At 37.0% G+C, this 25,192-nt stretch carries 25 protein-coding genes and 1 tRNA gene; 14 read left to right on the forward strand and 12 right to left on the reverse strand.

The window, feature by feature from the left end:
- The first annotated feature begins 130 nt into the window (after nucleotides 1-130).
- From aceK to rimI, 9 genes are all read left to right on the forward strand, one after another.
- The gene (gene aceK, locus H4J52_RS17760) at nucleotides 131-1,864 is read left to right on the forward strand and encodes a bifunctional isocitrate dehydrogenase kinase/phosphatase (protein WP_182181920.1); all 1,734 of its coding nucleotides are present in this window, start codon (nucleotides 131-133) and stop codon (nucleotides 1,862-1,864) included.
- A 165-nt stretch (nucleotides 1,865-2,029) separates the two neighbouring features.
- Nucleotides 2,030-2,106, forward strand: a tRNA-Trp gene (locus H4J52_RS17765).
- Nucleotides 2,107-2,783: 677 nt separating this feature from the next.
- Nucleotides 2,784-2,969, forward strand: coding sequence for a hypothetical protein (locus H4J52_RS17770; protein WP_182225329.1), 186 nt, complete (start codon nucleotides 2,784-2,786; stop codon nucleotides 2,967-2,969).
- Between the two features lie 132 nt (nucleotides 2,970-3,101).
- On the forward strand, nucleotides 3,102-3,461 hold the full coding sequence (locus tag H4J52_RS17775) for a hypothetical protein (protein WP_182225330.1): 360 nt from the start codon (nucleotides 3,102-3,104) through the stop codon (nucleotides 3,459-3,461).
- Between the two features lie 244 nt (nucleotides 3,462-3,705).
- A complete protein-coding gene (locus tag H4J52_RS17780) occupies nucleotides 3,706-4,227 on the forward strand; it encodes a GGDEF domain-containing protein (protein WP_310649999.1) in 522 nt (173 codons plus the stop codon).
- A 60-nt stretch (nucleotides 4,228-4,287) separates the two neighbouring features.
- A complete protein-coding gene (locus H4J52_RS20575) occupies nucleotides 4,288-4,431 on the forward strand; it encodes an EAL domain-containing protein (protein ID WP_182181918.1) in 144 nt (47 codons plus the stop codon).
- 239 nt (nucleotides 4,432-4,670) lie between these two features.
- Complete coding sequence (locus H4J52_RS17790) at nucleotides 4,671-4,907, forward strand: EAL domain-containing protein (RefSeq protein ID WP_182181917.1); 237 nt, start codon at nucleotides 4,671-4,673, stop codon at nucleotides 4,905-4,907.
- A 199-nt stretch (nucleotides 4,908-5,106) separates the two neighbouring features.
- Nucleotides 5,107-5,469: a DNA polymerase III subunit psi gene (locus H4J52_RS17795; protein WP_182181916.1), complete on the forward strand. Its 363-nt coding sequence runs from the start codon at nucleotides 5,107-5,109 to the stop codon at nucleotides 5,467-5,469.
- The gene (rimI, locus tag H4J52_RS17800; protein ID WP_182181915.1) at nucleotides 5,466-5,915 is read left to right on the forward strand and encodes a ribosomal protein S18-alanine N-acetyltransferase; all 450 of its coding nucleotides are present in this window, start codon (nucleotides 5,466-5,468) and stop codon (nucleotides 5,913-5,915) included. Before H4J52_RS17795 ends, rimI begins: the two co-directional genes overlap by 4 nt.
- Before the next feature lie 168 nt (nucleotides 5,916-6,083).
- Here rimI and H4J52_RS17805 read toward each other — a convergent pair whose 3' ends face one another.
- The 6 genes from H4J52_RS17805 to napF are packed head-to-tail and all read right to left on the reverse strand — an operon-like array spanning nucleotide 6,084 to nucleotide 10,678.
- The gene (locus tag H4J52_RS17805; protein WP_182181914.1) at nucleotides 6,084-6,674 is read right to left on the reverse strand and encodes a NapC/NirT family cytochrome c; all 591 of its coding nucleotides are present in this window, start codon (nucleotides 6,672-6,674) and stop codon (nucleotides 6,084-6,086) included.
- 33 nt (nucleotides 6,675-6,707) lie between these two features.
- Nucleotides 6,708-7,166, reverse strand: coding sequence for a nitrate reductase cytochrome c-type subunit (locus H4J52_RS17810; protein WP_182181913.1), 459 nt, complete (start codon nucleotides 7,164-7,166; stop codon nucleotides 6,708-6,710).
- Nucleotides 7,167-7,207: 41 nt separating this feature from the next.
- Nucleotides 7,208-9,703: a nitrate reductase catalytic subunit NapA gene (napA, locus tag H4J52_RS17815; RefSeq protein WP_182181912.1), complete on the reverse strand. Its 2,496-nt coding sequence runs from the start codon at nucleotides 9,701-9,703 to the stop codon at nucleotides 7,208-7,210.
- Entirely contained in the window at nucleotides 9,700-10,002 is a 303-nt protein-coding gene (locus H4J52_RS17820; RefSeq protein ID WP_182181911.1) for a chaperone NapD, read from the reverse strand. The genes napA and H4J52_RS17820 overlap by 4 nt, the downstream gene beginning before the upstream one ends.
- The gene (locus tag H4J52_RS17825) at nucleotides 10,002-10,145 is read right to left on the reverse strand and encodes a TIGR02808 family protein (protein ID WP_182181910.1); all 144 of its coding nucleotides are present in this window, start codon (nucleotides 10,143-10,145) and stop codon (nucleotides 10,002-10,004) included. The genes H4J52_RS17820 and H4J52_RS17825 overlap by 1 nt, the downstream gene beginning before the upstream one ends.
- On the reverse strand, nucleotides 10,142-10,678 hold the full coding sequence (napF, locus tag H4J52_RS17830; protein WP_182181909.1) for a ferredoxin-type protein NapF: 537 nt from the start codon (nucleotides 10,676-10,678) through the stop codon (nucleotides 10,142-10,144). Before napF ends, H4J52_RS17825 begins: the two co-directional genes overlap by 4 nt.
- 375 nt (nucleotides 10,679-11,053) lie before the next feature.
- Between napF and prfC the strand changes: the two genes are divergently transcribed.
- The 4 genes from prfC (at nucleotide 11,054) to H4J52_RS17850 (ending at nucleotide 16,763) form a co-directional block, all read left to right on the forward strand.
- Nucleotides 11,054-12,637 (forward strand): peptide chain release factor 3, encoded by a 1,584-nt coding sequence (prfC, locus tag H4J52_RS17835; RefSeq protein WP_182181908.1) that lies wholly within the window; start codon nucleotides 11,054-11,056, stop codon nucleotides 12,635-12,637.
- Between the two features lie 278 nt (nucleotides 12,638-12,915).
- Nucleotides 12,916-14,670 carry an arginine--tRNA ligase gene (argS, locus tag H4J52_RS17840; RefSeq protein ID WP_182181907.1) on the forward strand — a complete coding sequence of 585 codons (1,755 nt, stop codon included), beginning with the start codon at nucleotides 12,916-12,918 and terminating at the stop codon, nucleotides 14,668-14,670.
- 109 nt (nucleotides 14,671-14,779) lie between these two features.
- Nucleotides 14,780-15,916 carry an HDOD domain-containing protein gene (locus H4J52_RS17845; protein ID WP_182181906.1) on the forward strand — a complete coding sequence of 379 codons (1,137 nt, stop codon included), beginning with the start codon at nucleotides 14,780-14,782 and terminating at the stop codon, nucleotides 15,914-15,916.
- A gap of 16 nt (nucleotides 15,917-15,932) precedes the next feature.
- On the forward strand, nucleotides 15,933-16,763 hold the full coding sequence (locus tag H4J52_RS17850; RefSeq protein WP_182181905.1) for a TatD family hydrolase: 831 nt from the start codon (nucleotides 15,933-15,935) through the stop codon (nucleotides 16,761-16,763).
- On the opposite strand, the gene H4J52_RS17855 is transcribed toward H4J52_RS17850, so the two are convergent.
- Nucleotides 16,756-17,388: an AhpA/YtjB family protein gene (locus tag H4J52_RS17855; RefSeq protein ID WP_182181904.1), complete on the reverse strand. Its 633-nt coding sequence runs from the start codon at nucleotides 17,386-17,388 to the stop codon at nucleotides 16,756-16,758. The two genes, H4J52_RS17850 and H4J52_RS17855, sit on opposite strands and share 8 nt — an antisense overlap.
- Nucleotides 17,389-17,494: 106 nt before the next feature.
- Here H4J52_RS17855 and serB point away from each other — a divergent pair, with 106 nt between their 5' ends.
- The gene (serB, locus tag H4J52_RS20315; RefSeq protein WP_310649596.1) at nucleotides 17,495-18,553 is read left to right on the forward strand and encodes a phosphoserine phosphatase SerB; all 1,059 of its coding nucleotides are present in this window, start codon (nucleotides 17,495-17,497) and stop codon (nucleotides 18,551-18,553) included.
- A 14-nt stretch (nucleotides 18,554-18,567) separates the two neighbouring features.
- Here serB and H4J52_RS17865 read toward each other — a convergent pair whose 3' ends face one another.
- From H4J52_RS17865 to nqrE, 5 genes are all read right to left on the reverse strand, one after another.
- The gene (locus H4J52_RS17865) at nucleotides 18,568-21,018 is read right to left on the reverse strand and encodes a PilZ domain-containing protein (protein ID WP_182223340.1); all 2,451 of its coding nucleotides are present in this window, start codon (nucleotides 21,016-21,018) and stop codon (nucleotides 18,568-18,570) included.
- Nucleotides 21,019-21,718: 700 nt separating this feature from the next.
- A complete protein-coding gene (gene nqrM, locus H4J52_RS17870; protein ID WP_182181902.1) occupies nucleotides 21,719-21,940 on the reverse strand; it encodes a (Na+)-NQR maturation NqrM in 222 nt (73 codons plus the stop codon).
- Nucleotides 21,941-22,009: 69 nt separating this feature from the next.
- Nucleotides 22,010-23,014 (reverse strand): FAD:protein FMN transferase, encoded by a 1,005-nt coding sequence (locus H4J52_RS17875; protein WP_259367883.1) that lies wholly within the window; start codon nucleotides 23,012-23,014, stop codon nucleotides 22,010-22,012.
- A gap of 255 nt (nucleotides 23,015-23,269) precedes the next feature.
- Nucleotides 23,270-24,493: an NADH:ubiquinone reductase (Na(+)-transporting) subunit F gene (gene nqrF, locus H4J52_RS17880; protein ID WP_182181900.1), complete on the reverse strand. Its 1,224-nt coding sequence runs from the start codon at nucleotides 24,491-24,493 to the stop codon at nucleotides 23,270-23,272.
- A gap of 73 nt (nucleotides 24,494-24,566) precedes the next feature.
- Nucleotides 24,567-25,190, reverse strand: a complete 624-nt coding sequence (gene nqrE / locus H4J52_RS17885; RefSeq protein WP_070376017.1) for an NADH:ubiquinone reductase (Na(+)-transporting) subunit E — start codon at nucleotides 25,188-25,190, stop codon at nucleotides 24,567-24,569.
- Nucleotides 25,191-25,192 lie beyond the last annotated feature (2 nt).

Below are 25,192 nucleotides of genomic sequence, written 5' to 3' on the forward strand. Positions count from 1 at the left end.
ATAGATGGTAAATATAAAATAGCTCTATATTTACCTTGTTTATAATCATCATATTGGAAACTTTATCTCCCCTTTTTAGCAATTTATCGTATGCTGAAATTATCAGAATATTTTAAGTTGAATAATCATCATGAAAAACATTGCTTTTGCTATCGCCAAAACTATTCTTAACGGTTTTGAACGTCATATTTATCTTTTTAGTGAAATTACCCAATCAGCAAAAAAACGCTTTGAACTTTGCCAGTGGCAAGCAGTGCAAGACGCGGCAAGAAGTCGAACCGACTTTTATGATAAACGTGTTGAAGAAACGTTAGAGACGATAAAAAAAGATTTTTTTATCTCTGAGCTCGATGAACTTTTATGGCAAAACGTAAAGGTAAGCTACATGGCGTTATTAAAAGAACACCATCAGCCAGAGCTTGCGGAAAGTTTTTATAATTCCATTTTTTGTCATTTGTTCGAGCGTAAGTATTACCATAATGCTTTTATTTTTGTCAAAAGTACGGTTGAGCAAATAGAAAACATTTCAAGTCCAGTGATTTACACCCGTTATTCTCCCAGTGAATTAGGCCTTGAGCAGACCATTGTCACCATTATGACTAACGCAAACTTCAACTTGCCGTTTGTTGATTTAGATAGAGATATCAAGAGTCTGATAAAATCTTTTCGTAAACACGCGCACAAAACACGATATAAACTCAGCGAATTAAAATTCGATATTCTCGACTTTATATTCTATCGAAATAAAGGCGCTTATATAATTGGGCGAGTTATATCTCCTGCTGGAGAAACACCTTTTATTGTCCCTATTATTAATAATGAAAAAACTGGCGACCAAGCTGGCCTATATATTGACGCGTTATTAACTGAAGGTGCCAAAATGGCGGTGGTATTTGGTTTTGCACGCGCTTACTTTTTTGTCGACTGTCAGCACCCTTTTGCATTAGTACAGTTTCTCAAACGATTAATTCCTCATAAAACCTTAGCTGACTTGTATTCAGCCATTGGCTTTCATAAACAAGGTAAAACCCAATTTTATCGTGATTTTCTCAATCACCTTGAGGCCAGTAACGATAAGTTTGAATTAGCGGCAGGCATTAAAGGAATGGTGATGTCAGTATTTACCCTCCCTTCTTATCCATATGTTTTCAAAATCATAAAAGATAAATTTGCTCCCAGCAAGAACATGACAAAACAAGATGTAAAGGGAAAATATAGGTTAGTAAAATTACATGACAGAGTCGGACGAATGGCCGATACCATGGAATATTCTGAAGTTGCTTTTCCAAAAGACCGCTTCAGTGAAGCACTGTTAAATGAACTGCTCAGTGTTGCTCAATCTATAATTCGTTTTGAAGACGAATTAGTGATCATCAAACATTTATATATTGAACGCCGCATGACCCCACTTAATTTATTTTTAGCGAAAGCGAGCGATAGTGAAATTGAAGAGGCGATGTACGGTTACGGTAGTGCCATAAAACAGTTAATTGCTGCTGATATTTTCCCTGGAGACATGTTATTAAAAAACTTCGGTGTAACACGCCACGGACGAGTTATATTCTATGATTATGATGAAATTACCTATATGGACGAAGTCAATTTTCGGGTCAAGCCAGAAGCAATAACGGAGGAACAAATTTATGCAGCAGAACCTTGGTATTCTGTGGCCCCTGGCGATATGTTTCCTGAAGAAATTGCGACTTTCGCATTAGCAAACACTAAGTATCGCAATGCATTTTTACTTCATCATGCTGATTTATTACAAGCTAGCTTTTGGCAACAGTGCCAAAAAAATGTGGCGGCAGGGAAATTTGAGGATGTATTCCCTTACCCAGAAGCGCTTCGATTTTGTAATAACTAATTAAACATAAATTTATCAATAAGGGGGAGTTAACACCTAAAGTGAATAAACTGCCCTTAAAACCAACGCAATGTTGATATTTTAAGCAAAAGAGCATTTATTTCATTTATTTTTACGTTAGCGCTTTACCTTTGCAATTGCTTGGGTATAATTCGAATCCGTTGCAGGGGTGTAGTTCCAATTGGTAGAACAGCGGTCTCCAAAACCGACGGTTGGGAGTTCGAATCTCTCCACCCCTGCCAATTCTTATCATAGCTTTTCCTCGCTATTACAATTAAAACCAAAATAAATATATTCTATGACAAAGTAATTAAAAATTATTTTGTACATACCTTCATAATATTTTTATCTTTGAGTGAAGTCATCAATATATAACCTATAGTATATTCATTATTTCTCATATTATCTGACTGGAAAAGTTTTAAAATTGTTAATAATGTACCTCAAATAAAATGGTCCTTACTATTATTTTTCACTTTATATTTTATAATATTTGTCTCTATAGCAGCAGAAGGTAATAGCGAAGAAGTTTTATATCTGCATGATCAATCAATCCGCAATAATAGTTCGATATCACCTCAAGAAAAAGCCCCGTTTTATGCTCAATTACTCCAAAAAGCAGTGATACTTGATAACGATATATTTCAAGCATTGATCATTAACCAATGACATTACAGTTCAATATTAAAAATAGATAAAATAAAAGCTCAACAATGGTTAGAGCGATATAAAGTAACCCTAAATAACATCAATTCAGAACAATCTATACTCGCATTCAATATCTTACTTAAGAAAATCAGTTAGTTGAATTTAAAAATGACCACAGCACTTTAACTCTGACAACAAAAAATGTCCAAAAGAGACTTTAGGCGCCATTATTGGTTTAGCTGAAACCTATATTATGGTTAATGAACTCACAATGGCAGAACAACAGTTAAAACAAGCTTTACACTCAAGCACCGCGACTGAAAATAAAAAGTCACAGATAAGCGCAGAAGGTCTTATAGGTGACATTTATTTACTGCAAGGAAAAATCCCACAAGCGTTGACTATTTTTAATCGCGCATTATTTTATTATCAAGAGACAAGGCTTCAACAACTTTAGGTAGAAACCTACAATCGTATCAGCAAGGCCTATTAAGCGCAGCAAAAGTGGCAGCAAGCCTTCTACTTCCAAGAGAAACAGACCTTATTAGTAAATAAACTTAATGATGATGCACGGTAAAAGTCTGTTGCTGTGCTACAAAATCAATATAAAGCAGAAGTAAGACAAAGAAAAATAAATTTATTACAAGCGGAAAATCAGTTAAAAACAGTAGAACTTATCGCCGTTAAAAATCAAGGCTTGGTGACTATTGTGATTAGTATATTCGCTTTAGTAATTTTACTACTGACGGTAAACCACCACATCCGTAAGGAAAAAATGCGTTTAACACGCCATAACAAGACAATTAGAGCCAATAAAAAGCAACTAATATTGTTATCTATTGCGTTTAAAAATACCGCTAATGCAGTATGGATATCCAATAAAGACTTTGAAATTGCAGTGGTCAATAATGCTACGTCACTCATATACACAAACAAAAGTCTGAAGTAATCGGCCAAAAAGTTGTTTTTGCAGAAACGTATGTTCAACCAGCTAATTTATCTGAAAAATCACGTACTCTAGCGATGATAAACGGCAGTTAGTTAGGAGAACTTTCTGATCAAAAATCTACCGGTGAAGTGTATTATATAGAGTTAGAGGTTGAGGTTGAGGTTGAGGTTGAGGCCATTAAAAATGATAATAATGAAATTATTCATTACCTAGGCGTTTTAGAGACATTACTGAAAAAGTAAAAATACAACAACAATTAAGTAAACTTGCTACACACGATGATCTAACCAAACTACCAAACAGAACCTTACTACATGAATTAATTATCCAGTCATCATTGAACTCCCAACGTTCTCAAAGATCGCCAACCATCTTACTACTTGATGTAAATAGCTTTAAAAGAATTAACGACACTTATGGTCGTAATGCCGAAGATGAAGTGATTTGTGAAATAGCTAAACGCTTAAGCAAGACATTATATCCAAAAGATGTGATAGCGCGCATCAATGGTGCTGAATTTTGTATTTTAGTAGAGCTTTCAGATCCTAAATATGGAGCAATAGCAGTAGCACGTAAAATACTCTCTTGTTTTGAAGCTGCATATACCCCTGATAAACAACAACTAATGGTTACGGCAAGTATTGGTAAACACGATACCCTGAAGGTGCAGATGCCCCTCAAGAGCTATTACGAAAAGCCGCGCCAGCAATTTTTGATATTAAAGCACAAAAAAAGAATGAGTATCAGTTTTTCGAACAACGTATGAATAGTGAAGTCGCCGAGCAGTTAGCCCAAGAACAAAGGCTGATAACCACTATAAAAAAAGGTGTTTGAGTTTTATTATCAACCTTTTTTCGATACTAAGACGGGCATAATTTCAGGTACCGAAGCCTTGATAAAATGGGTTAAACCCGATGGGAATATTATTTACCCCGACAGCTTCATTCCATTTTTTAAAAGCTGGGTTTGATAGACCAAATAGATAAAATTGCGATTGATAAAGGTTTCATGCAAGTGCCTTATGGCAAAAAAAGCAATAAATTCTGGACCTATTTCAATCAATGTTTCTGCCAAAATGTTTCTGATCCACAGCGTTTTATTTCCTTGTTAACCGGTAAGTTAAAGCAATAGAATGTAATACCGTCGCGAATAAAAATTAAAAGCACTGAAGGCATGTTGCTTGAAAGAATAGACTGAGCCATTTCCACAATGAAACAGCTTAAAATACTTGGCTTCAAGCTTTCTTTAGATGATTTTGGTACAGGTTTCTCCTCTTTAAATTATTTAAAACAATTTCCTATCGATATTCTGAAAATAGATAGATCATTTATCATGGGGATGCATGAATCTACTGTCGATCAAAGTATTGTTCGCTCTATTATCAACGTAGCTAATAATCTAAAGTTAAGTGTTGTCGCTAAAGGCGAAGAGTTATCAAACATTTAGAGTTTCTTCAACAATTAAATTGCCAGGAATATTAAGGCCACTATTTCAGTAAAGCCATCTCTTTAATCGAAATAGAACAGCTGGTCATGGCGCAAAAATAAGGTAACTAGAAGCATAATCTATTGCTATTTATTTGGTATTAACTAAAAATTCTGTCATTATGTCGACCTGACTTACACTAGGTTTTATCGCCCTATTTATGACCATGACTAAAAGACAGTTTTCGCATTTACAAGCTATGGGCATCGAACTTTGGCAGTTAAAAAACAGTGAAAAAAAGAACAGTACTGATACCCTTGACTATATAAGCATCGAACTTTCTGCATTGGTTGAGACTACAATGTTTACTGATATTCTAAACTGTTTAGGCTTGTCTTTGGGCGAAGTAAGCTGCGATAACAAGACCTTATCGATGGGTTTATTAACGTGGCAATTCAGCGAGCAAACTAATATTTCGCTTACAAAGTATCACTTGGTCACCCCCTCTATTAACATTTTAAAAAATTCTCCGCTATTAAAAAAAGCACTTTGGCAAAAACTACAAGAAAACTCAATAATATGACTTTTAGCTACCATAAAATTTCTCCCAACGATGTAGATTCATTAATGCCGATAGAAAACGCGTGTCATTCTCACCCATGGAGTGAAAAAACTTTTAACAGCTGTATTGGCGCACGTTATTTTGGTTATTATTTAAAGGTAAATAATGAGTTAGTGGGGTTTTACATTGGTGAACATGTTGCGGGTGAAGCTACCTTAATGGATATATGTGTATCACCAACACTGCAAGGCAAGGGTTATGGCAAAGTATTACTTGAACACTTCTTTGACCAGTCAAAACGACTCAACAACACGCTTATTTGGTTAGAAGTTCGTGCAAAAAATATCAGCGCACAAATGATGTATATCAATAGTGGTTTTACCGAAACAGGTCGAAGAACAGGGTATTACCCAAGTGCATCAGGCTTTGGCTATGAAGATGCCATTGTAATGAAAAAAGTTTTCTAACCTTGCTTAAGTTACACATGAATATAGTAATTTCGCATCAAGCATCATGTGTAATCCAAAATAATAATAATAGCATCAACAAGATAAAGCCTCTTTAATCATAAAATTAAAGAGGCTTTAGTTTTTCTATAGCAATATTAAGCTTTACAAATACCTGCTGATATTTAATTACCAGTTAGCTACACCTTTCATGTCTGGTAATTCATGGGCAATGCCCTTATGACAGTCTATACAGGTTTTTTCACCTGAGGCTAAGGCACTTGAATGCATTTTAACACTGCGATTGCCTTGCTCTGAAAAATCCATGTACTCAAAGTTGTGGCAGTTACGACATTCCAGTGAATCATTCTCTTTCATACGTTTCCATTCACGTTCAGCCAATTCACGGCGGTGATCCTGAAACTTCTCTCTGGTATCAATTAAACCGGTCAGCATGCCCCAAACTTCTTTACTTGCCGCTATTTTTCGAACGATCTTATGTGTCCATTTTTTTGGCACATGACAATCAGGACAGGTGGCTCGAACGCCGGAACGATTAGCATAATGAATGGTTTCTTTGTACTCTTCATAGACATTATCTTCCATTTCATGACAGCTAATACAAAACGCCTCCGTGTTGGTAACCTCTAGGGCGGTGTTAAAGCCCCCCCAGAAAATAACTCCCCCCGCAAAACCAATCGCTAAAATAAACCACAGAGCTGCACTACTGGGTGATTTTAAATACCTGAGTAAGCTTTTAATTTTTGATTCTTTTGTCATCTTAATCCCCTTTAGCTACCCAAAGAAAAGTCATTAGTTACTACCTAACAATTCAACGGGTTTAAACGTATTGTCAATCAACTCAGGTGCATCAGCCTGAGTGACATGACATTGAGAACAAAAATAGCGGCGCGGTGAAACATCTGACAATGTTTTACCGTCACGGGCTTCATAATGCGTTAAGCTAATTTTGGTTGCCCCTGTTTCTCTGGCATATTTCCAGCTATGACAAGTTAAACATTTATTGCTGTCTTTATTAACCTGATACCCTCGAATTTGATGTGGTACAACAGGTGGTTGGTGGACATAGTTACGCTTAATCGGATTTTTATCTTTAATTACCCGCTTAAGCGCTTCAGCACTTTTTGTTTCATTCACTTTAGCCATACCGCGGATAGTTTCTAAGCCACCCGATGTTACTTCTTGATAAGCTTGTACATTCATCGACATAGCTAAACTAGCAGTTATCATTATTAATGGTAATATTTTCATTTTTTACCTCGACCCAATAGGTTACATAAATTTAATCCGTTCTAAACAGTGACTTTTTTCACTTTTACCGCACATTTTTTGAAGTCAGTTTGTTTAGACAAAGGATCGGTAGCATCTAGGGTTAACTTATTAACCAATTGTTTTGCATCAAACCAAGGCATAAACACCAAACCTTTGGGTGGTCTATTACGCCCTCTGGTTTCAACCCTTGATTTTACTTCACCACGGCGAGATTCAATGAGCACTTCATCACCACGGCGTAAGCCTCGTGATTTAGCATCATCTGGATGAATAAATAACACCGCATCAGGGAAGGCCTTATGAAGTTCAGGAACTCGCGCGGTCATAGAGCCAGAATGCCAATGCTCAAGTACACGACCGGTACTTAGCCATAAGTCGTAATCTTCATCGGGTGATTCTGCAGCGGATTCATAGGGTAAAGCAAAGATAATCGCTTTTTTGTCTTTGTGACCATAAAACTGAACTCCACTGCCTTTTTCAACATAAGGGTCATGCCCTTCACGAAAGCGCCACTTGGTTTCTTTACCATCAACGACTGGCCAGCGAAGACCACGCTCTTCGTGATAACGATCAAAGGGGGCTAAATCATGACCATGTCCTCGGCCAAAGGTCGCATATTCTTCAAACAAACCTTTTTGAATATAAAAACCAAAGTAATCCCCTTCAAAGTTAGTATCCCCTTTAGATTCACTCATCGGGAACTTGTCTACGTTACCGTTAGCGTAAAGCACGTCGTACATTGTTTTACCACGGTATTCTGGGTTCTTAGCAAGTAGTTCTTCAGGCCATACTTCTTCAATGTTAAAGCGTTTAGAAAATTCAACGATTTGCCATAAATCTGAGCGTGCTTCACCTGGTGCATTCACCTGTTGATGCCAAAATTGCGTACGACGCTCTGCATTACCATAAGCGCCTTCTTTTTCTACCCACATAGCCGTAGGTAAAATTAAATCAGCGGCTTGGGCTGTTACCGTTGGATATGGGTCTGAAACAACGATGAAGTTTTCAGGGTTACGGTAACCTGGGATCCCTTCTTCATTAATGTTGGGCCCTGCTTGCATATTGTTATTACACATCACCCAATAAGCATTTAATTCGCCGTCTTTAAGCTTACGATTTTGCAAAACCGCATGAAAGCCTGGTTTAGGTGGAATGGTACCTTCGGGTAATTTCCAAATTTTTTCAGCTATTGCTCTATGTTTAGGATTTTTCACCACTAAATCAGCGGGTAATCTATGTGAAAAAGTACCTACTTCGCGTGCTGTACCACACGCTGACGGTTGACCCGTTAATGAAAACGGGCTATTACCCGGCTCTGATATCTTGCCAGTTAACAAATGTACGTTGTACATTAAATTATTTGCCCAAACACCACGCGTATGTTGGTTAAAGCCCATGGTCCAGAATGAAGTCACTTTCACTTTAGGATCAGCATAAAGCTTGGCTAGCGTTAATAACTTAGCTTCTGATACGCCTGAAAGCTTAGAGGTGTACTCAATCGTATAAGTGCTTACAAACTTAGCAAAGTCGTCAAAACTCATCGGTGTTGAAGCACCACTATCAGGATTTTTAGCCGCTTTTTGTAATGGATGAGAAGGACGTAAACCATAACCAATATCCGTAACGCCTTCACGAATATTCACATGCTTCTTCATGAAGTCTTCATTTACGCCATTATTTTGAATAATGTAATTTGCAATAAAATTTAATATCGCTAAATCTGTTTGCGGTGTGAAAATCATACCGTTATCAGCAAGTTCAAAACTACGATGCTTATAGGTTGATAATACGTTAACTTTTACATGAGGGTGACTTAAACGGCGGTCAGCTAAACGCGACCATAGAATAGGGTGCATTTCTGCCATGTTAGAGCCCCAAAGTACAAACGCATCCGCAGCTTCTAAATCATCGTAACAGCCCATAGGTTCGTCGATACCAAAGGTACGCATAAAACCACCAACAGCAGATGCCATACAATGACGCGCATTAGGATCAAGATTGTTAGTTAGAAAGCCTGCTTTCATTAATTTTGAAGCGGCATAACCTTCCCAAACGGTCCATTGACCCGAGCCAAACATACCGACAGAAGTTGGTCCTTTTTTCTTTAAAGCCGCTTTAAACTTTTCAGCCATGACATCAAAGGCAGTATCCCAACTTACCGGCGTGAACTCACCGTCTTTAGCATAAACACCGTCTTCCATCCGCAGTAAAGGCTGAGTTAATCTGTCTTTACCGTACATGATTTTAGATAAAAAGTAGCCTTTGATACAATTCAAGCCTTTGTTCACTTGTGCCTGAGGGTCGCCTTGAGTAGCAACAACTTTTCCTTCTTGTGTACCGACAAGCACACTACAACCTGTGCCACAAAAACGACAAGGGGCTTTATCCCATTTTATGGTTGTATCTGACAATTTAGTGATCAGGTTTGAAGCTGAAGTAGGTACAGCAATTCCAGCCGCTACAGCGGTTGCTGCAATTGCATTTGCTTTTATAAAATCGCGTCTTGTTAATGTCATACCTTTATCCCCTGATGTTGTGGTAATCCATAATCATTATGATGAAAAATCAATGATGATGAGACCACGCCCGGTAAATTACTCATATCTGTTATGGTGTTAATAAGGCCTTTGCCTTTTTCATCTCTGTTTAAATCGTTCTCTTCTATGGTTACTACCATAGAGCCATTATCGGCAATTTCATGCACTTCAGCCCCAGGGAACTTTCCTAATTCTTTAGCCACTTTTTCAGTGTTACTTAGCTGAGCAACAAAAAGCACACCTGCAATATTGATGGGTTCTTCTAATAGATTTATCACTACTTTTCCCCTACAGATTTAACACCTAACATTTTTAAAAGTGCGACAGCCACTAGTGCGGTACCGGCAAAACCGGCTAAAAAAATAACGGGCATCGATGAATAACCTAAAATATTCCAAATCATTTGTTCAAGAGCACTCATATAACTCTCCTATTGGTATTTGCAGATTGTTCTTCTGCTGAATTTTTGGGTTTTAATTGAATGGATGATTGCGGGCAAATAGCCACACAGGCGCCACAACTTGTGCAGTCGTTTAGCGTAATATGGGGTTGTGGTACAGATGAATTGATATACTTAAAAGAGATAGCTTCAGTTTCGCAGCTATCTTGGCAACTTTGACAAAAGACTCCATTAGCGGCCAAACAATCGCTCTTAATTGATATATCTAAATCCCAAGCAGTACTTGAAGCAATAAGGCCAGATTCAATAAAAATATTTTGCTGACAACTCTCGACACACTGCTGACAAAAGGTACATTCACCCAATAGAAAATTAACTTCAGGGAAACCGCCATCACCTTTTTTAATAATGTTTTCAGGACAAGATGTTATGCAGTCACCGCATTGTGTGCAACCATCAATAAAAGTGACTTCGTTAATCACCCATGGCAGCCGAACTGCTGGTGTTGTGGTTAGTTTTTTTGCTTTAAAAAAATTTCTTCTTGCTAAGTCCACACTATCACCTTGAAATTTTATATAGTCGCTTTGTTAATGCAGCGAACACACTCAATTTACAACATTACCCATATTGGATATTGATTTTGATCAAGTATTTAAATAACACGTCTATTTACCTACTCATTTATCCTTCTGCATACGCAAATCTCCTTTATTTACGAAAAAATGGTTTATGGCTGATAAAAAAATTTCAAAGTTAAAATGACTATAAATATTATTAATAAAAATCATTATTTAAAGACAGTCCCCTGATGCGGCTTTTCATATTTATGGTACAATGCGCGCCAATTATGGGATTATTAGAAGATCCCAAGGACTTTAAGAAAATTGTTTATGTGCATTAGCATGTACACCAAAGAGAACTTTTAAAACATGACAACGCTACAGGCTAATGAAGTTAATCTAAGACGTACTTTCGCAATCATCTCCCATCCTGATGCGGGTAAAACCACCATCACTGAAAAAGTATTACTTTTTGGTCAAGCTTTGCAAAGAGCCGGGACTGTTAAAGGTAAGAAATCAGGTCAGCATGCAAAATCTGATTGGATGGAAATGGAGAAAGAGCGTGGTATATCTATTACAACCTCTGTCATGCAATTTCCTTATAACGGTTGCTTGGTCAATTTACTCGACACGCCGGGTCATGAAGACTTTTCCGAAGATACCTACCGAACACTCACCGCGGTCGATTCGTGTTTAATGGTTATCGATGTTGCTAAAGGTGTTGAAGCACGTACGGTTAAATTAATGGAAGTTACGCGCTTACGTGATACACCTATTATTACTTTTATGAATAAAATGGATCGCGATGTACGAGATCCAATGGAAGTGATGGATGAAGTAGAAGAGGTTCTTAAAATAAAATGTGCGCCTATTACTTGGCCCATTGGTATGGGTAAAGAATTTAAAGGTGTTTATAATATTTTAACTGACGAGATATTTTTATATCAGTCGGGCCTTGGTCATATGATCCAAGAAGAGAGAATTATTAAAGGGCTTGACAACCCAGAATTAGACAAAGTCATTGGTACCTATGCTGACGATTTACGTGAAGAGTTAGAGCTCGTTTCTGGTGCCTCACATGAGTTTAACTTAGAAGAATTTTTAAAGGGTGAACTCACACCAGTATTTTTTGGAACTGCCTTGGGTAACTTTGGTGTTGACCATATGCTAAACGGTTTAACTAAGTGGGCACCAAAACCTTTACCGCGTTTAACAGACGTTAGAGAAGTTACCGCTCAAGAAGAAAAGTTCACCGGCTTTGTTTTTAAAATTCAAGCGAATATGGATCCAAAACATCGTGACCGTATTGCCTTTATGCGTATTTGCTCAGGTAAATATGAAAAAGGCATGAGAATGCGCCAAGTACGCATTAACAAAGATGTAAAAATTGCTGATGCTGTAACCTTTATGGCGGGTGACCGTGCACATGTAGAAGAAGCCTACGCCGGTGATATTATTGGTTTACATAATCACGGCAGTATTCAAATTGGCGATACGTTTACGTCAGGTGAGATGATGAAGTTTAGTGGTATTCCAAATTTTGCCCCTGAAATGTTCCGCCGTATTCGTTTACGCGATCCGTTAAAAGCCAAGCAATTACAAAAGGGCTTGATCCAACTTTCAGAAGAAGGTGCAGTGCAAGTCTTTAGACCATTTAACTCAAACGAGATGATTGTTGGTGCGGTAGGTGTATTGCAATTTGAAGTGGTGGTACAGCGTTTAAAAACTGAATATAAAGTTGACGCTATCTACGAACCTATAAGTGTGGCAACAGCCCGTTGGTGTACGTGTGATAATGAACGAACCTTAGAGCAATTCAGTAAAAAAGCCTATGACAATTTAGCGCTAGATGGTGGTAACAACTTAACGTATATTGCCCCTACTATGGTGAATTTGAATTTGGCGCAAGAGCGTCATCCAGACATCCAGTTCCACCAAACCCGAGAACACTAAATTTGATGTCGTATATAGCATTTTAACTACGTTATTTATTCTTTTTTTTTGGTCATTTAGTAAACTAAACTCCCAATTAAAAAAGAATAAACGCCTTGTTAAAAAGCATTCTACTTAATCAAATGAGATTAATTATAAATAATATGACTAACTGCGAAATAACGCCTTTCTCGCAGTTAGTTGGCTCAAGATTAAAGAAATGACACGGAACATGCACCGCATGTGAGTATCATTGATGCCAATATTGAGTCAAATAACCATGAGAAAGAGTTTATTTTATGAATATTAAACAACTATTAAGTGAAAAAGTATCTGCAGCTATGGTGCTTGCGGGTTTGCCTGAAGGCACTAACCCAGCGGTTAGCCTCTCAAGTCGCCCTAACTTTGGTGACTATCAAGCCAATGGTGTTATGGGTGCAGCGAAGAAGCTAAAAACAAACCCTCGTGAGTTAGCAACTAAAGTTGTTGAACACTTAGATCTTGAAGGTATTGCTGACAATATTGAATTAGCAGGTCCTGGTTTTATTAATATTCATTTAGACAAACATTGGCTAGCCGCTCAACTTGCCAAAATGGTAAATGATGAAAAATTGGGCGTAACCCAACGAGGTACAAGCCCAGAAGATCAAGCAAAAACTGTTGTTGTTGACTATTCGGCCCCAAACCTCGCCAAAGAAATGCATGTCGGTCACTTACGCTCAACCATTATTGGTGATGCAGTTGTGCGTGCTTTAGAGTTTCGTGGTGACAAAGTCATTCGTCAAAACCACATGGGCGACTGGGGCACACAGTTTGGTATGTTATTAGCACATTTAAGCGACAAACTTAATGCCAACGAAGTTGCTGAAACTGCCCTTTCTGATTTAGAAAACTTTTACCGTGAAGCAAAAATTCGTTTTGATAACGAAGAAGGCTTTGCTGACCGTGCGCGTGACTATGTTGTAAAGCTTCAAGGCGGCGACAAAGATTGTTTAGTATTGTGGAAGTTATTCATTGATATTTCTATTGTCCACAGTGAAGATATTTATCAGAAACTTAACGTAACATTAACCCGTGACGATATAATGGGTGAAAGTGCTTATAACAATGATTTACCCACGGTTGTTGAAGAGTTAATGACCAAAGGTATTGCTGAAGTTAGTGAAGGTGCCAAAGTTGTTTTCATTAATGAAATGGCAAATAAAGACGGTGATGCACCGGTATTTATTATTCAAAAAACGGGTGGTGGTTATTTATATGCGACAACCGATTTATCTGCTTGTCGCTACCGTACCAAGGAACTAAAAGCTGACCGTATTATTATTTTTACTGATGCTCGTCAAAGTTTACACTTTAAACAAGTTGAAATTGTTGCGCGAAAATCAGGACTATTACCGGCACATGTCGGCTATGATCATTGCCCATTTGGCATGATGATGGGTGACGATGGTAAGCCATTTAAAACCCGTACCGGTGGTACAATCAAATTAGCAGAATTACTTGACGAAGCCGTTATTCGGGCAAAAGAAGTCATCAAAGAAAAAAATCCTGATTACTCTGATCAACAACTCAATGAAATTGCAACAAAAGTAGGTATTGGAGCAGTCAAGTTTGCTGATTTATCTAAAAATAGAACCAGTGACTATATTTTTAACTGGAAAACGATGCTAAGTTTTGAAGGCGCTACCGCACCTTATTTACAATATGCTTACTCGCGTATTCAAAGCATCTTTAATAAAGCACAAATTGAACAAACAAACTTTAACGCTGATATCTCCATTATCGAACCACAAGAAAAAGCGTTAGCTTTAAAATTACTCCAACTCGAAGAAGTAATAGACTCGGTTATCAGCGAATCTACCCCTAACTTATTGTGTAATTATTTATATGAGTTAGCGAGTTTATACATGAGCTTTTACGAAGCATGCCCTATTCTTAAAGAAGGTATTGACGAAGCAGTGAAAAAATCTCGATTAGCTCTTTGTTTAAATATTTCGAAAACGTTAAAACAAGGTTTAGATATTCTTGGCATTGAAGTCATGGAACGCATGTAACTTTCGCTAAAACTGAAGAAGACAGTTCCCCTTGAATATTCAGGGGTTCTGCAAAATAGCAGTAATACGTTGAGTACAGAGTAAATATTAGAATAGGAAGTATGAATAAATGAAAGTGCTGATCGTTGATAATACAGACCAAACACTCTTGGCACTAAAACAAGCATTTTATGACGGCCCTTGCCAAACAGCTTATGTAGATAATGCTAAACATGCCTTAAAAGCATTAAAACAGCATAAATTTGACGCTATTATCAGTGTCTTAAATCTAGGAAAAATAAGTGGCTTAGAACTACTTAAAGCAATATCTCTAAAATACCCGACGATGATCCGAGTAGCGATTACTAATGACAAAGAAGCAGAGGCTCATCTTAGCGCTCAAGCGGGAAATTATTGCCATTACACTTTTGCTCTGCCACTTAATATCGTGGATATTCATCAGACGATTACGGCAGTTGGCGACAAAAATAAAGCGATCACTAAAGATCACATTATTAAAGCTGTTGCCAGAGTTAAAACATTACCAAGTCCACCGAAAGTATATCTACAGCTCAATGCCATTTTAGAAGAGAAGAATACCGACTCTGAAAAAGTATCTGAGATAATTTCTCAAGACCCAGCATTATCCGCTAAAGTGTTACAGTTTTCCAACAGTTCATTTATGAACCAAGGTAAACCAATTAACGATATCACTGAAGCCATAACCCGTATGGGACTTGAAACACTGTGTTGTATTGTTATGACCGCAGAGCTTTTTTCGTATGAACCTGACATTCCTGAATTTTCATTAATTAAAGAACAATTACACTGCTTATCGACTGCACGTTTAGCCGCTTCGATGGTAAAAGTTGAACTTAAACGAGACGCTTTACTTGCTGGGTTATTACATGACATTGGTAAAATTGTATTATTTGAAATGGATCCAAAGTTAACAAAAACATATTTTCAATACCGTGTTAAAAATGCAAATAACAATACCTTAGAACAAAAAGTATTTGGTACTGATCATAATCATGTTGGCGGATACCTGCTGCATATGTGGAGCTTTTCTTATCATTTAATTGAGGCTGTGGTTATGCATCACTGCCCAGAAAAGTTATTAAAGAAATCATTTGGTATCGCACAAGCTGTTTATTTAGCTGATATTTTACTAAGAGAGCAGCAACCAGAGCCAAAATTTATTGAGCACTTCAAATTAGAAAACGTACTTGAAGCATTAGAAAAAAGAGCTGCAAAGCTAAGATAATAGGTCGGTTTATCTTATGAGATTTACAGATAGCCACTGCCACTTAGATTTTAAAGCCTTTACCGCAAAGGGGGCTTCCTCAACGGTTTCATTACTGGCGCTATGTGCTAAAAAAAACATCCATCAAATTATCGTTCCTAGCGTAGCACCAGACAACTGGGAAAGTGTTTTAGCTTTAACCAATAATATTCAAGAACAACGACTTAATAGCTGCAAAGTTTTTTCTTGTTTAGGTATTCACCCCTGGTTTTTAGGTGGCTTACAACAACAGCATCTTGATAAATTAGCGCAAAAAGTTTTAGAAAATAAAACACGTATTATTGCAATTGGCGAGGCTGGCCTTGATGGTGTAATAGCAAAACAACAAGATAACTTTAATCAGCAAAATCTATTTTTTGAATTTCAGCTTTATCTTGCACAACGGCATCAACTGCCAATTATTGTTCACCACCGCAGAACACATAACGAAATAATAACGCTGTTAAAGCAGGTAAAAATTGCACATGGCGGTATTATTCATGCGTTTTCGGGGAGTTACCAGCAAGCTTGCCAATATATAGATTTAGGATTTAAATTAGGTATCGGTGGCACAATCACCTACCCCAGAGCAGAGAAGACGATTGCGGCTATTAAGCGCTTACCCTTGAGTAGTTTAGTACTAGAAACCGATGCGCCCTCAATGCCACTCAATGGTTTTCAAGGGGAAAATAATTCGCCATTGCGTATCGTTAACGTTTTCAATAAATTGGTCGAACTACGACAAGAAAGCTCAGAGGAAATAGCCGATGAAATTGAGAATAATATTTCATCACTGTTTCAGCTTAACGATAAAAACCGTATTAATTAAGTCTTTTGTCGGCATCATCTAACCTAAAACCTTGGCGACTAAAGCGGTTGAGCCCACGAGTAAGTAAAAAACCGACCACGCCAGCAATAATCATCATTAACCGTAATAAAGTAAACTGTTGATCATTATTTTTTAATAATTTAGTCGTTAAATAGGTTTTGTCTAAAGTTACGCGTACATAACCAACTAATGTATCTTTACGAATTTCACTCACAAAAGGCACTGAAATTTTACTCTTATTTAGTTTGTTTTCAGATAAGCCAAAAAGTGCTTTGATACTTTTAGCATTTTGGCTACTAATAATTAATTGTCCCGATAAGTCATAAAGGTGAATTTCGTTTACAGCCTCAGATTTTTGAAGTTCATCTACATAATTTTGTAATAATTGCCGACTTTCCTTTGTTTTAACTTCTGAAGTTAATACTGATAAGCCCGCTGAAGCTTGTTGTAAATACTGCTGACCTACATCATAAAAATGTTGATCAATACTTTGCTTATTTTTGGCTTGGCTATATATCCATAAATTCATCAGCACAACAATAAACACAATCGCTATAGCTAATTGCATTATTTTATTATAAATAGATGATAATTTAGGGTATAAAGGCTGTTCTGTATGTGTCATAAGCACTGCAAATGTATTAATTTTATCTTTACGTTCATTTTTATACTATAGCATTATTCAATGAAAATAATCGCTAAAACAATAATTTACCTAAAAAGGCTATACTGTGTCAATTGCTATCCAACATTTTCCTCTTGAGCATATTCAACGACTTAGCTTAGCTGAGTTCATTTCTTTTGGTAAACAAGATAAGTACTTACCTTGCTTTGCCGCTTTTGAAGATAATTGTTGGCGAATTGACGAACGTTATACCGCAATAGCAGGCAGTAAAGAGATCTGTGAGAGAAGTAACCAAACGCTACAAAAACTTGAACTGATCATTTTTAGTGATATTAATCTTGGTGTGCTTAGCCAATTACTCATGCAATGCCAGCTATCCGTTTGTGCGCTAAATGCGATTAATACACGAAATAATCTGACGAGTTATCGCTTTATAGTCACGTGCCAACACTTAACAACTGCGCGGGAAAACTTAGTCAACTTTATACTAGAACATAAAATAGAAGCGGCACTTATTGAAAACGCGCCAAAATTATCAGAGCCAGGTATTTTAGTTATGGATATGGACTCCACCACCATAGAAATTGAATGTATTGATGAAATCGCAATTCTCGCTGGCGTAGGCGAACAAGTAGCAGCAGTCACTGAACTTGCCATGTTAGGCGAGCTTGATTTTGCGCAAAGTTTGCATCAACGAGTAGCAACATTAAAAGATTCCCCAGAAAGTATTTTAGCTGAGGTAGCAAAGCACATCCCGCTGATGAATGGATTAGAAACGCTTGTAACGGTATTAAAAAGTCATGGTTGGAAAATTGCCATTGCCTCAGGAGGTTTTACTTATTTTTCGAACCATATAAAAGACTTGCTAGCGCTTGATGCTGCCCACGCGAATACCTTAGAAATCATTGATGGTAAGTTGACCGGTAAAGTTTTAGGTGATGTTGTTGATGCACAAGCCAAGGCTGACTGCCTATTGGCTTTGCAAAAGCAATACCACTTACCCAAAGAGCAAACTGTCGCCATGGGTGATGGAGCAAACGATTTAGTAATGATGGCTGCGGCACATTTGGGTGTTGCATTTCATGCTAAACCGCTGGTATTAGCAAAAGCAGACAGTGCCATTAATACTGATGGTCTTGACTGCCTTTTGCATTGGTTAGCGTAAAGCGATTTTAACATTTAAGATAACAGCTCATGTCTCACTAAAGTTTCTTGGGTGATATCATGTAATTGGATGATGCCTGCTACACTCCAAATATCTTGCTCTATCTGTTTGCCACGGTGAATAGCATAAGAACTGATATAGCTTAATTCGGGGTTTAAATGATCCATATCAGGTTCATCAGTTCTTGATAGCTTAATCTGAACACAAAAGAACAAACCACGATTAAGCGCTCTAGAAATAAACATCCGCTGCAACATCGGCGATTCTAACTCGATGGATGTTTTAGTGGTTACTGCTTGATCAATGATTTTATTATCAAGATTAATCGCAATATATAAAATCTCAGATACAGGTTGATCATCAGATTGCATTCTTTTCAACGATGACGTCATAGCCGTGGTAGCTTTTAAATTGTTTAATATTGGGTATAGATTGTAGATTGACCTTCTATCGCTTAGCTGCTGCATCACAGGGAGTAATTTATCTTTTATCGTGCCACAAACAATAGCTTCTAATTTATATCGACTCCCACTGGTTTGCACCATTAATGAGGGAATAGTTAAACTCCGGCTATAGATGTTTCGTAATGCTTTAGCAAGACCCGGTATCATCAATGCATATTCATCAGGGGTTAATTTATCACGATTTTTGGAGATTAATGCTTTAAAAAACGCTCTACCCATATGTTGATGCTTTTGAACATAAACACGTAGATTAAGAATGTTTTTCTTTTTATTAATACGCATAACTTCATAAGGAAGCACTTTTAAATCAAAAGCCGAGGTGATTTTTTGTAGCCCAGGGAAGGTTAAGTAAACCACATCTCCTTTATTTAACAACGAAGGTTTATCAAGCTCTAGTTTCAGACCTAAAATAGAGAAATCATGGGATTTACCGTCACAGCGAACGCCTTCAATATCAAGTTCAACCGGTGTCGAATATTTAAACCTTGGTTCTTGTCGCTGATTTTTATAGTTAATGCCAACTTCGTCCATCAACAACGGTAATATTAGGCGTTTATGACCAAAGTTCTTTAAACGAATTGTATCAATTTTTTCAAATGAAAGTTGCTGATACTGCTCTATGGCAACCTTATTGGTCACATCAACAGCTACAACGATGTTTGGTAGCTTATTAAGCGTTTCTAATGCATCGTTTGGCATAGGTAAGTTTAGGTATTCGTTATTTTTAGATAATGTATTTGATAACGTTAGGGGTGAATGCGCTTTATCTATATCAACATCTATAATCGTTAACTGTGTAATTGCAAAGCTTGCTTTTGACGCAGCAAAACCTAAAAACTGTTTTTTGAAGTCTCTATCATCATTTAATTGTTGTTCGTCAGCAGTATAAAAGAAAAACTTTCCCTGGCTTTTATGAATAAAGCTATAGACCAATAACGATTTACCTAGTGCATGCGAATTCTTCATCCGTAATATACGTTCTGGGCTAATTAAGCAGTACAATGTAGAGTGGCGGTTCTCGTCTTGCCAATATTGGAAAGTTGATTGATTATTATGACAAGTGAGTGCATAGCGCGGTAAAAAATTGCCGTCTTTATCTTCTATAAATATAGGTAATTCATTCAATTTAGGTAAAGAAAACTGCTCAAAGCTACGCGATTGGATCGCATTTATCGTGTTATCTAAATTAATTTTATAACGGCGTTTATTCCCCTGAATAAACCCCTGTAAAAAATGTTGAAAACCATCCAGTGCTTTCTCTTTTAAAGAAACTCTTCTACAACCTATCAATTGCATTTTATCAAGTTGTTGAATGTTCTTTACTTCAAAGTGAAAATTATTTTCGTGACCAAATTGAAACTCATCTTCCAAACCTCTAAAGCGAATTTTTATAGGCTGACCCACCGTGATATTATTTGGAAAGTTAAAGCGAAATTTAATCCCTTCTACACTAATATCTGAACTTGTACATTCATATTCTTTTTTATCATTTTCTAGCACTATATCTAAGGTAATAGCGAAGTTCATCCGCTCGTCACTGCGATTATAATAAGGGCCAAAAGTAAACAAATTCGCAGGGTACTGAGCTTTATCGAATACCTTCGCTGCTTCAGTTTTTAAAGGTTTACTAGTGTTACTTTTTTCTTTTTGATAGATAACACGAAAGTTATTTTCGGTATTCATCACCGCTTCATAAACACCAAAAGTATACCCTTTATAAAAAGTGATATTTTCTTGATAAACTTTAATTGCAATATCATCAAGGAAGTGGAGCCTGTCCTCATGTTCAAATGAACGACACTCGCCATCAACATGCCCACGTAAGTCAATTAGCCGCGTACATGGCACAGCTAAACGCTTAAGCTCCATTTTTAACAAAAATCGCTCTGTTTTAGGGATATGCTGAGTCATCGCGGAAAAATTTTTTTCAAAATCATTTATCAACACATTACCGCGAAACTGTTCAACTATTTTTTGATACTTCGAAAAATCTGTAGTCATTTACACTTTGAGTTCTTTGTTATAGCACTTATTATAAGCAGTAAAATGGAAGCAATAAACTTTCATTTTCGTAGAATGAATTTACTATAAATTAATTCACGATAGAATACATCAACAATGACAATCATAAATATCATTGAAAATAATATGTTATTTGGTTACTCGCCATCTTAACAACATATACTAATAATAATTAATGCAATAATTATGCACAGTAATCAAGATAATGGCAAAAAAATCATACAATGTTTCGCATTACGATCAAACTGAGTATTTGGCTTAGTTAGTAAAACTGTACTCACTATAAGGCATACAATACTATTTTTAGCTTTAAAGTCTAAGTACCACAAAAATTAGTTTTTCGTGACTCACATGTGCATTAGACATTAATAAACTGAAAGTTCAAACTATTGACACTATTGTTATGGCTTACTTGGATAAGGTACAAGGTATTGCTGGCTGTCGCTTTAGAATCTTATATGGTAATAAAGCCGTTTTGCACTTGTCTCAAATTTTAAAGACGGGTGCGGACATAATATTAAGTGTCGTTAGCATATTAGGTTCAGTCGACTAATACGCAGTGGACAAGGACGTTATATAAACGATAAACGCTTAGAAGTATTTAAGGTATTGTAGAAAGTATCTGCATGGAGGCAAATACTTATTTCTTTACTGAAACTGAAATTAAGATATTGATCCGTTATATATTTTTTATATCAATCATATTCTCTTTCGCTGCAGCAACACGTTCTCTTTCTTTACGTTTATCACAAGGGTTGTCACAATTACACGATTTATCAATTCCCACCGACGCTAAACCACCACAACTGCCTGCTAAAGACTTCTGCTGAAAGATATAGCCCACTGACATTGCAATAACAATGACAAGAAAAAAACCTAAAGTGATCATAAAAATCATCATAAAATTAACCTACTATTTTCTTGAAAATATAAAATATATAAACAGTAATTCGTGATTACTCATTACTCATTACTTCAAATATTGCATGAATTTTACCGTGCTTTGTTCAACAAAGCCATGATCGGTTTTGGCAATAAAATAAGCGGCAATATCATTTTCCTCAGCAAAAGCTATCGCCTTTGCCTCACCCATAACCATCATGGCTGTTGACAAGCCGTCAGCCGTCATCGAAGACGGATGAATAACCGTTACTGAAACTAACTTATGATTGATAGGTTTACCTGTGCTAGGGTCAATAATATGTGAAAAACGCTGTCCACTGGCTTCATAATAATTACGGTAATCACCTGAGGTAGCTACAGCATTATTTTTTGGTATGATGACTTGATGAACAGATCGGTGTTCTCCTGTCGGGTCTTGTATAGGTTTTTCAATAGCAATATGCCAAAGCTCGCCGGTATGCTTAAAGCCTTTAATTCGCATTTCGCCACCAATTTCAATAAGATAGTTATGTACACCCTCATCTTCTAAATATTCAGCGACTAAATCAACACCATAACCTTTAGCTATAGTTGATAGATCAACATATAAATTTGGTACTTTTTTAGCTAGTTTATTACCTATTAACGTCAACTCTGCAAGTCCTATTCTCTGACGTGCTGCAAGCAAAGCTTCATCACTTGGAATGATATCGGGACGATACTCTGGACCAAACCCCCACAAATTGACTAATGGGCCTACCGTAACATCTAACTTGCCTTCACTTAATTGCCCTAAACGAATTGCTTCTTTGATAACTCGTGTTAAACCTATTGATATTTCAATCGGCGCCAGTGATGTCGATTTATTAAATAGTGATAATTCAGAGTCATCAATATAAGTAGACATTTCTTGGTTTAATTGCACCAATAAGGCATCAATGCCAGTATGTAATTGTTGAGTATCAACCGCGTTGTTTTTAATCACGATTTTAATATTATAAGTGGTGCCCATTGTACGACCTTGCAGCAGTACTTCTTGCTTACTCAAGTCACTGCTTGGAAAACATCCGGCTAAAAAAATCAGCGTAAACATCAGAATTACTACTTTCGATTTAATCATTTCAATACCCATAAATTTATTATTTATGTAAATCGTTTACCAAAAACGTCTTATATAAATAATAAAAGACGACCAAAGCCGTCTTTTACATGCACTATTTTGATGTGATTTTTAGCTCAAAGCTCGTTCACTTTAGAGCAAAAAGATGGCGCGGAGTTGACGTTAGTCAATGAGCACCTTCGATGCCGCTATTAAGTGAAATAGCAAAGAGATAAAAGTTACCAAATATTAGCCGCCGAAGTCATCTAACATGATGTTCTCGTCTTCTACGCCTAAGTCTTTAAGCATATGAATAACAGCAGCATTCATCATTGGAGGACCACACATGTAGTACTCACAATCTTCTGGTGCTTCATGATCTTTTAAGTAGTTTTCATAAAGTACATTATGAATAAAACCTGTCATGCCTTCCCAGTTATCTTCGGCTTGTGGATCTGATAACGCGACATGCCATTTGAAGTTGTCATTCTCAGCGGCTAAGCCGTTGTAATCATCTTCATAAAACATTTCACGCTTAGAGCGGGCACCATACCAGAACGACATTTTACGCTTAGATTGTAAACGTTTAAGTTGATCAAAGATGTGTGAACGCATTGGCGCCATACCAGCACCACCACCAATAAAGACCATTTCATTATCTGATTCTTTAGCAAAGAACTCGCCAAATGGACCAGAAATAGTGACTTTATCGCCAGGCTTAAGGCTAAAGATATATGATGACATTTTACCTGCTGGTAAATGTAAACGTCCTGGAGGCGGCGTAGCAATACGCACGTTAAGCATAATAATGCCTTCTTCTTCAGGATAATTAGCCATTGAGTAGGCACGTAACGTTGGTTCGTCAACTTTTGATTCAACATCAAAGAAACCGAAGTGATTCCAATCGCCTTTGTACTGTTGATCAATATCAAAATCACTATATTTAACGTGATGAGCTGGAGCTTCTATCTGAATATAACCACCGGCTTTAAACGGAACAGATTCCCCATTGGGTATTTGAAGTTTAAGTTCTTTAATGAAAGTTGCTTGGTTATCATTAGAGATAACTTCACATTCCCATTGTTGAACACCGAAGATTTCATCTTCTACTTCAATAACCATGTCTTGCTTAACAGCAACCTGACAGGCTAAACGACAACCTGTTTTAGCTTCACGCTTAGTGATATGACCCGTTTCAGTTGGTAAAATGTCACCACCACCTGAATGCACGTCAACACGACATTGACCACAAGTACCACCACCACCACAAGCAGAAGGAATAAAAATCCCTTGGTCTGCTAAAGCGCCAAGAAGCTTGCCACCAGCAGCGGTTACTACTGATTTATTTGGGTCACCATTTATACTAATTGTTACGTCACCTGAAGAGACTAACTTAGATTTAGCAAACAAAATCACTAAAACTAATGCTAGCACTATCGCGGTAAACATCGATATGCCGAGAATGATTTCCATCGACTTTTCCTTAAATTATCTAGGGCCTAAGTTCAAATTACTTTTGGTAATAAGTGACTTAGGCCGATATTTTTTAAAGTGAAATACCACCAAAAGAAAGAAAGCCAAAAGCCATCAATCCAGCGGAGATAAACGTGATACCTAAACCTTTCAAACCGTCTGGTACGTCAGAATATTTCATCTTTTCACGTATAGCAGCCAACAACACAATAGCTAACATCCAACCTACACCAGAGCCAATGCCGTAAACAACACTTTCACCCAAGGTTAAGTTTTTCGCTACCATGAAAGATACCGCACCAAAAATTGCACAGTTAACAGTGATTAAAGGTAAAAATATACCTAAGGCTTGATACAAAGCAGGAAAATATTTATCTAAAATCATTTCCAAAATTTGTACTAAAGCAGCAATAACACCGATAAAGGTAATAAATGATAAAAAGCTTAAATCAATTGAATCTTTCTGAGCAGTAATACCCATCATGCTGTCTAAAGCACCGGGTGCTAAAATAGCTTGATAAATAATTTGGTTAGCTGGAACAGCTAAACCTAATACCACCACAACCGCAACACCCAGACCAATGGCTGTACTTACTTTCTTAGACACCGCTAAGAAAGTACACATACCCAAGAAAAAGCTTAACGCCATATTCTCAATGAATATGGTTTTAATAAAAATACTTAAATAATGTTCCATGG

This window comes from Colwellia sp. MB02u-14, assembly GCF_014076915.1.
Lineage (GTDB): Bacteria > Pseudomonadota > Gammaproteobacteria > Enterobacterales > Alteromonadaceae > Colwellia_A.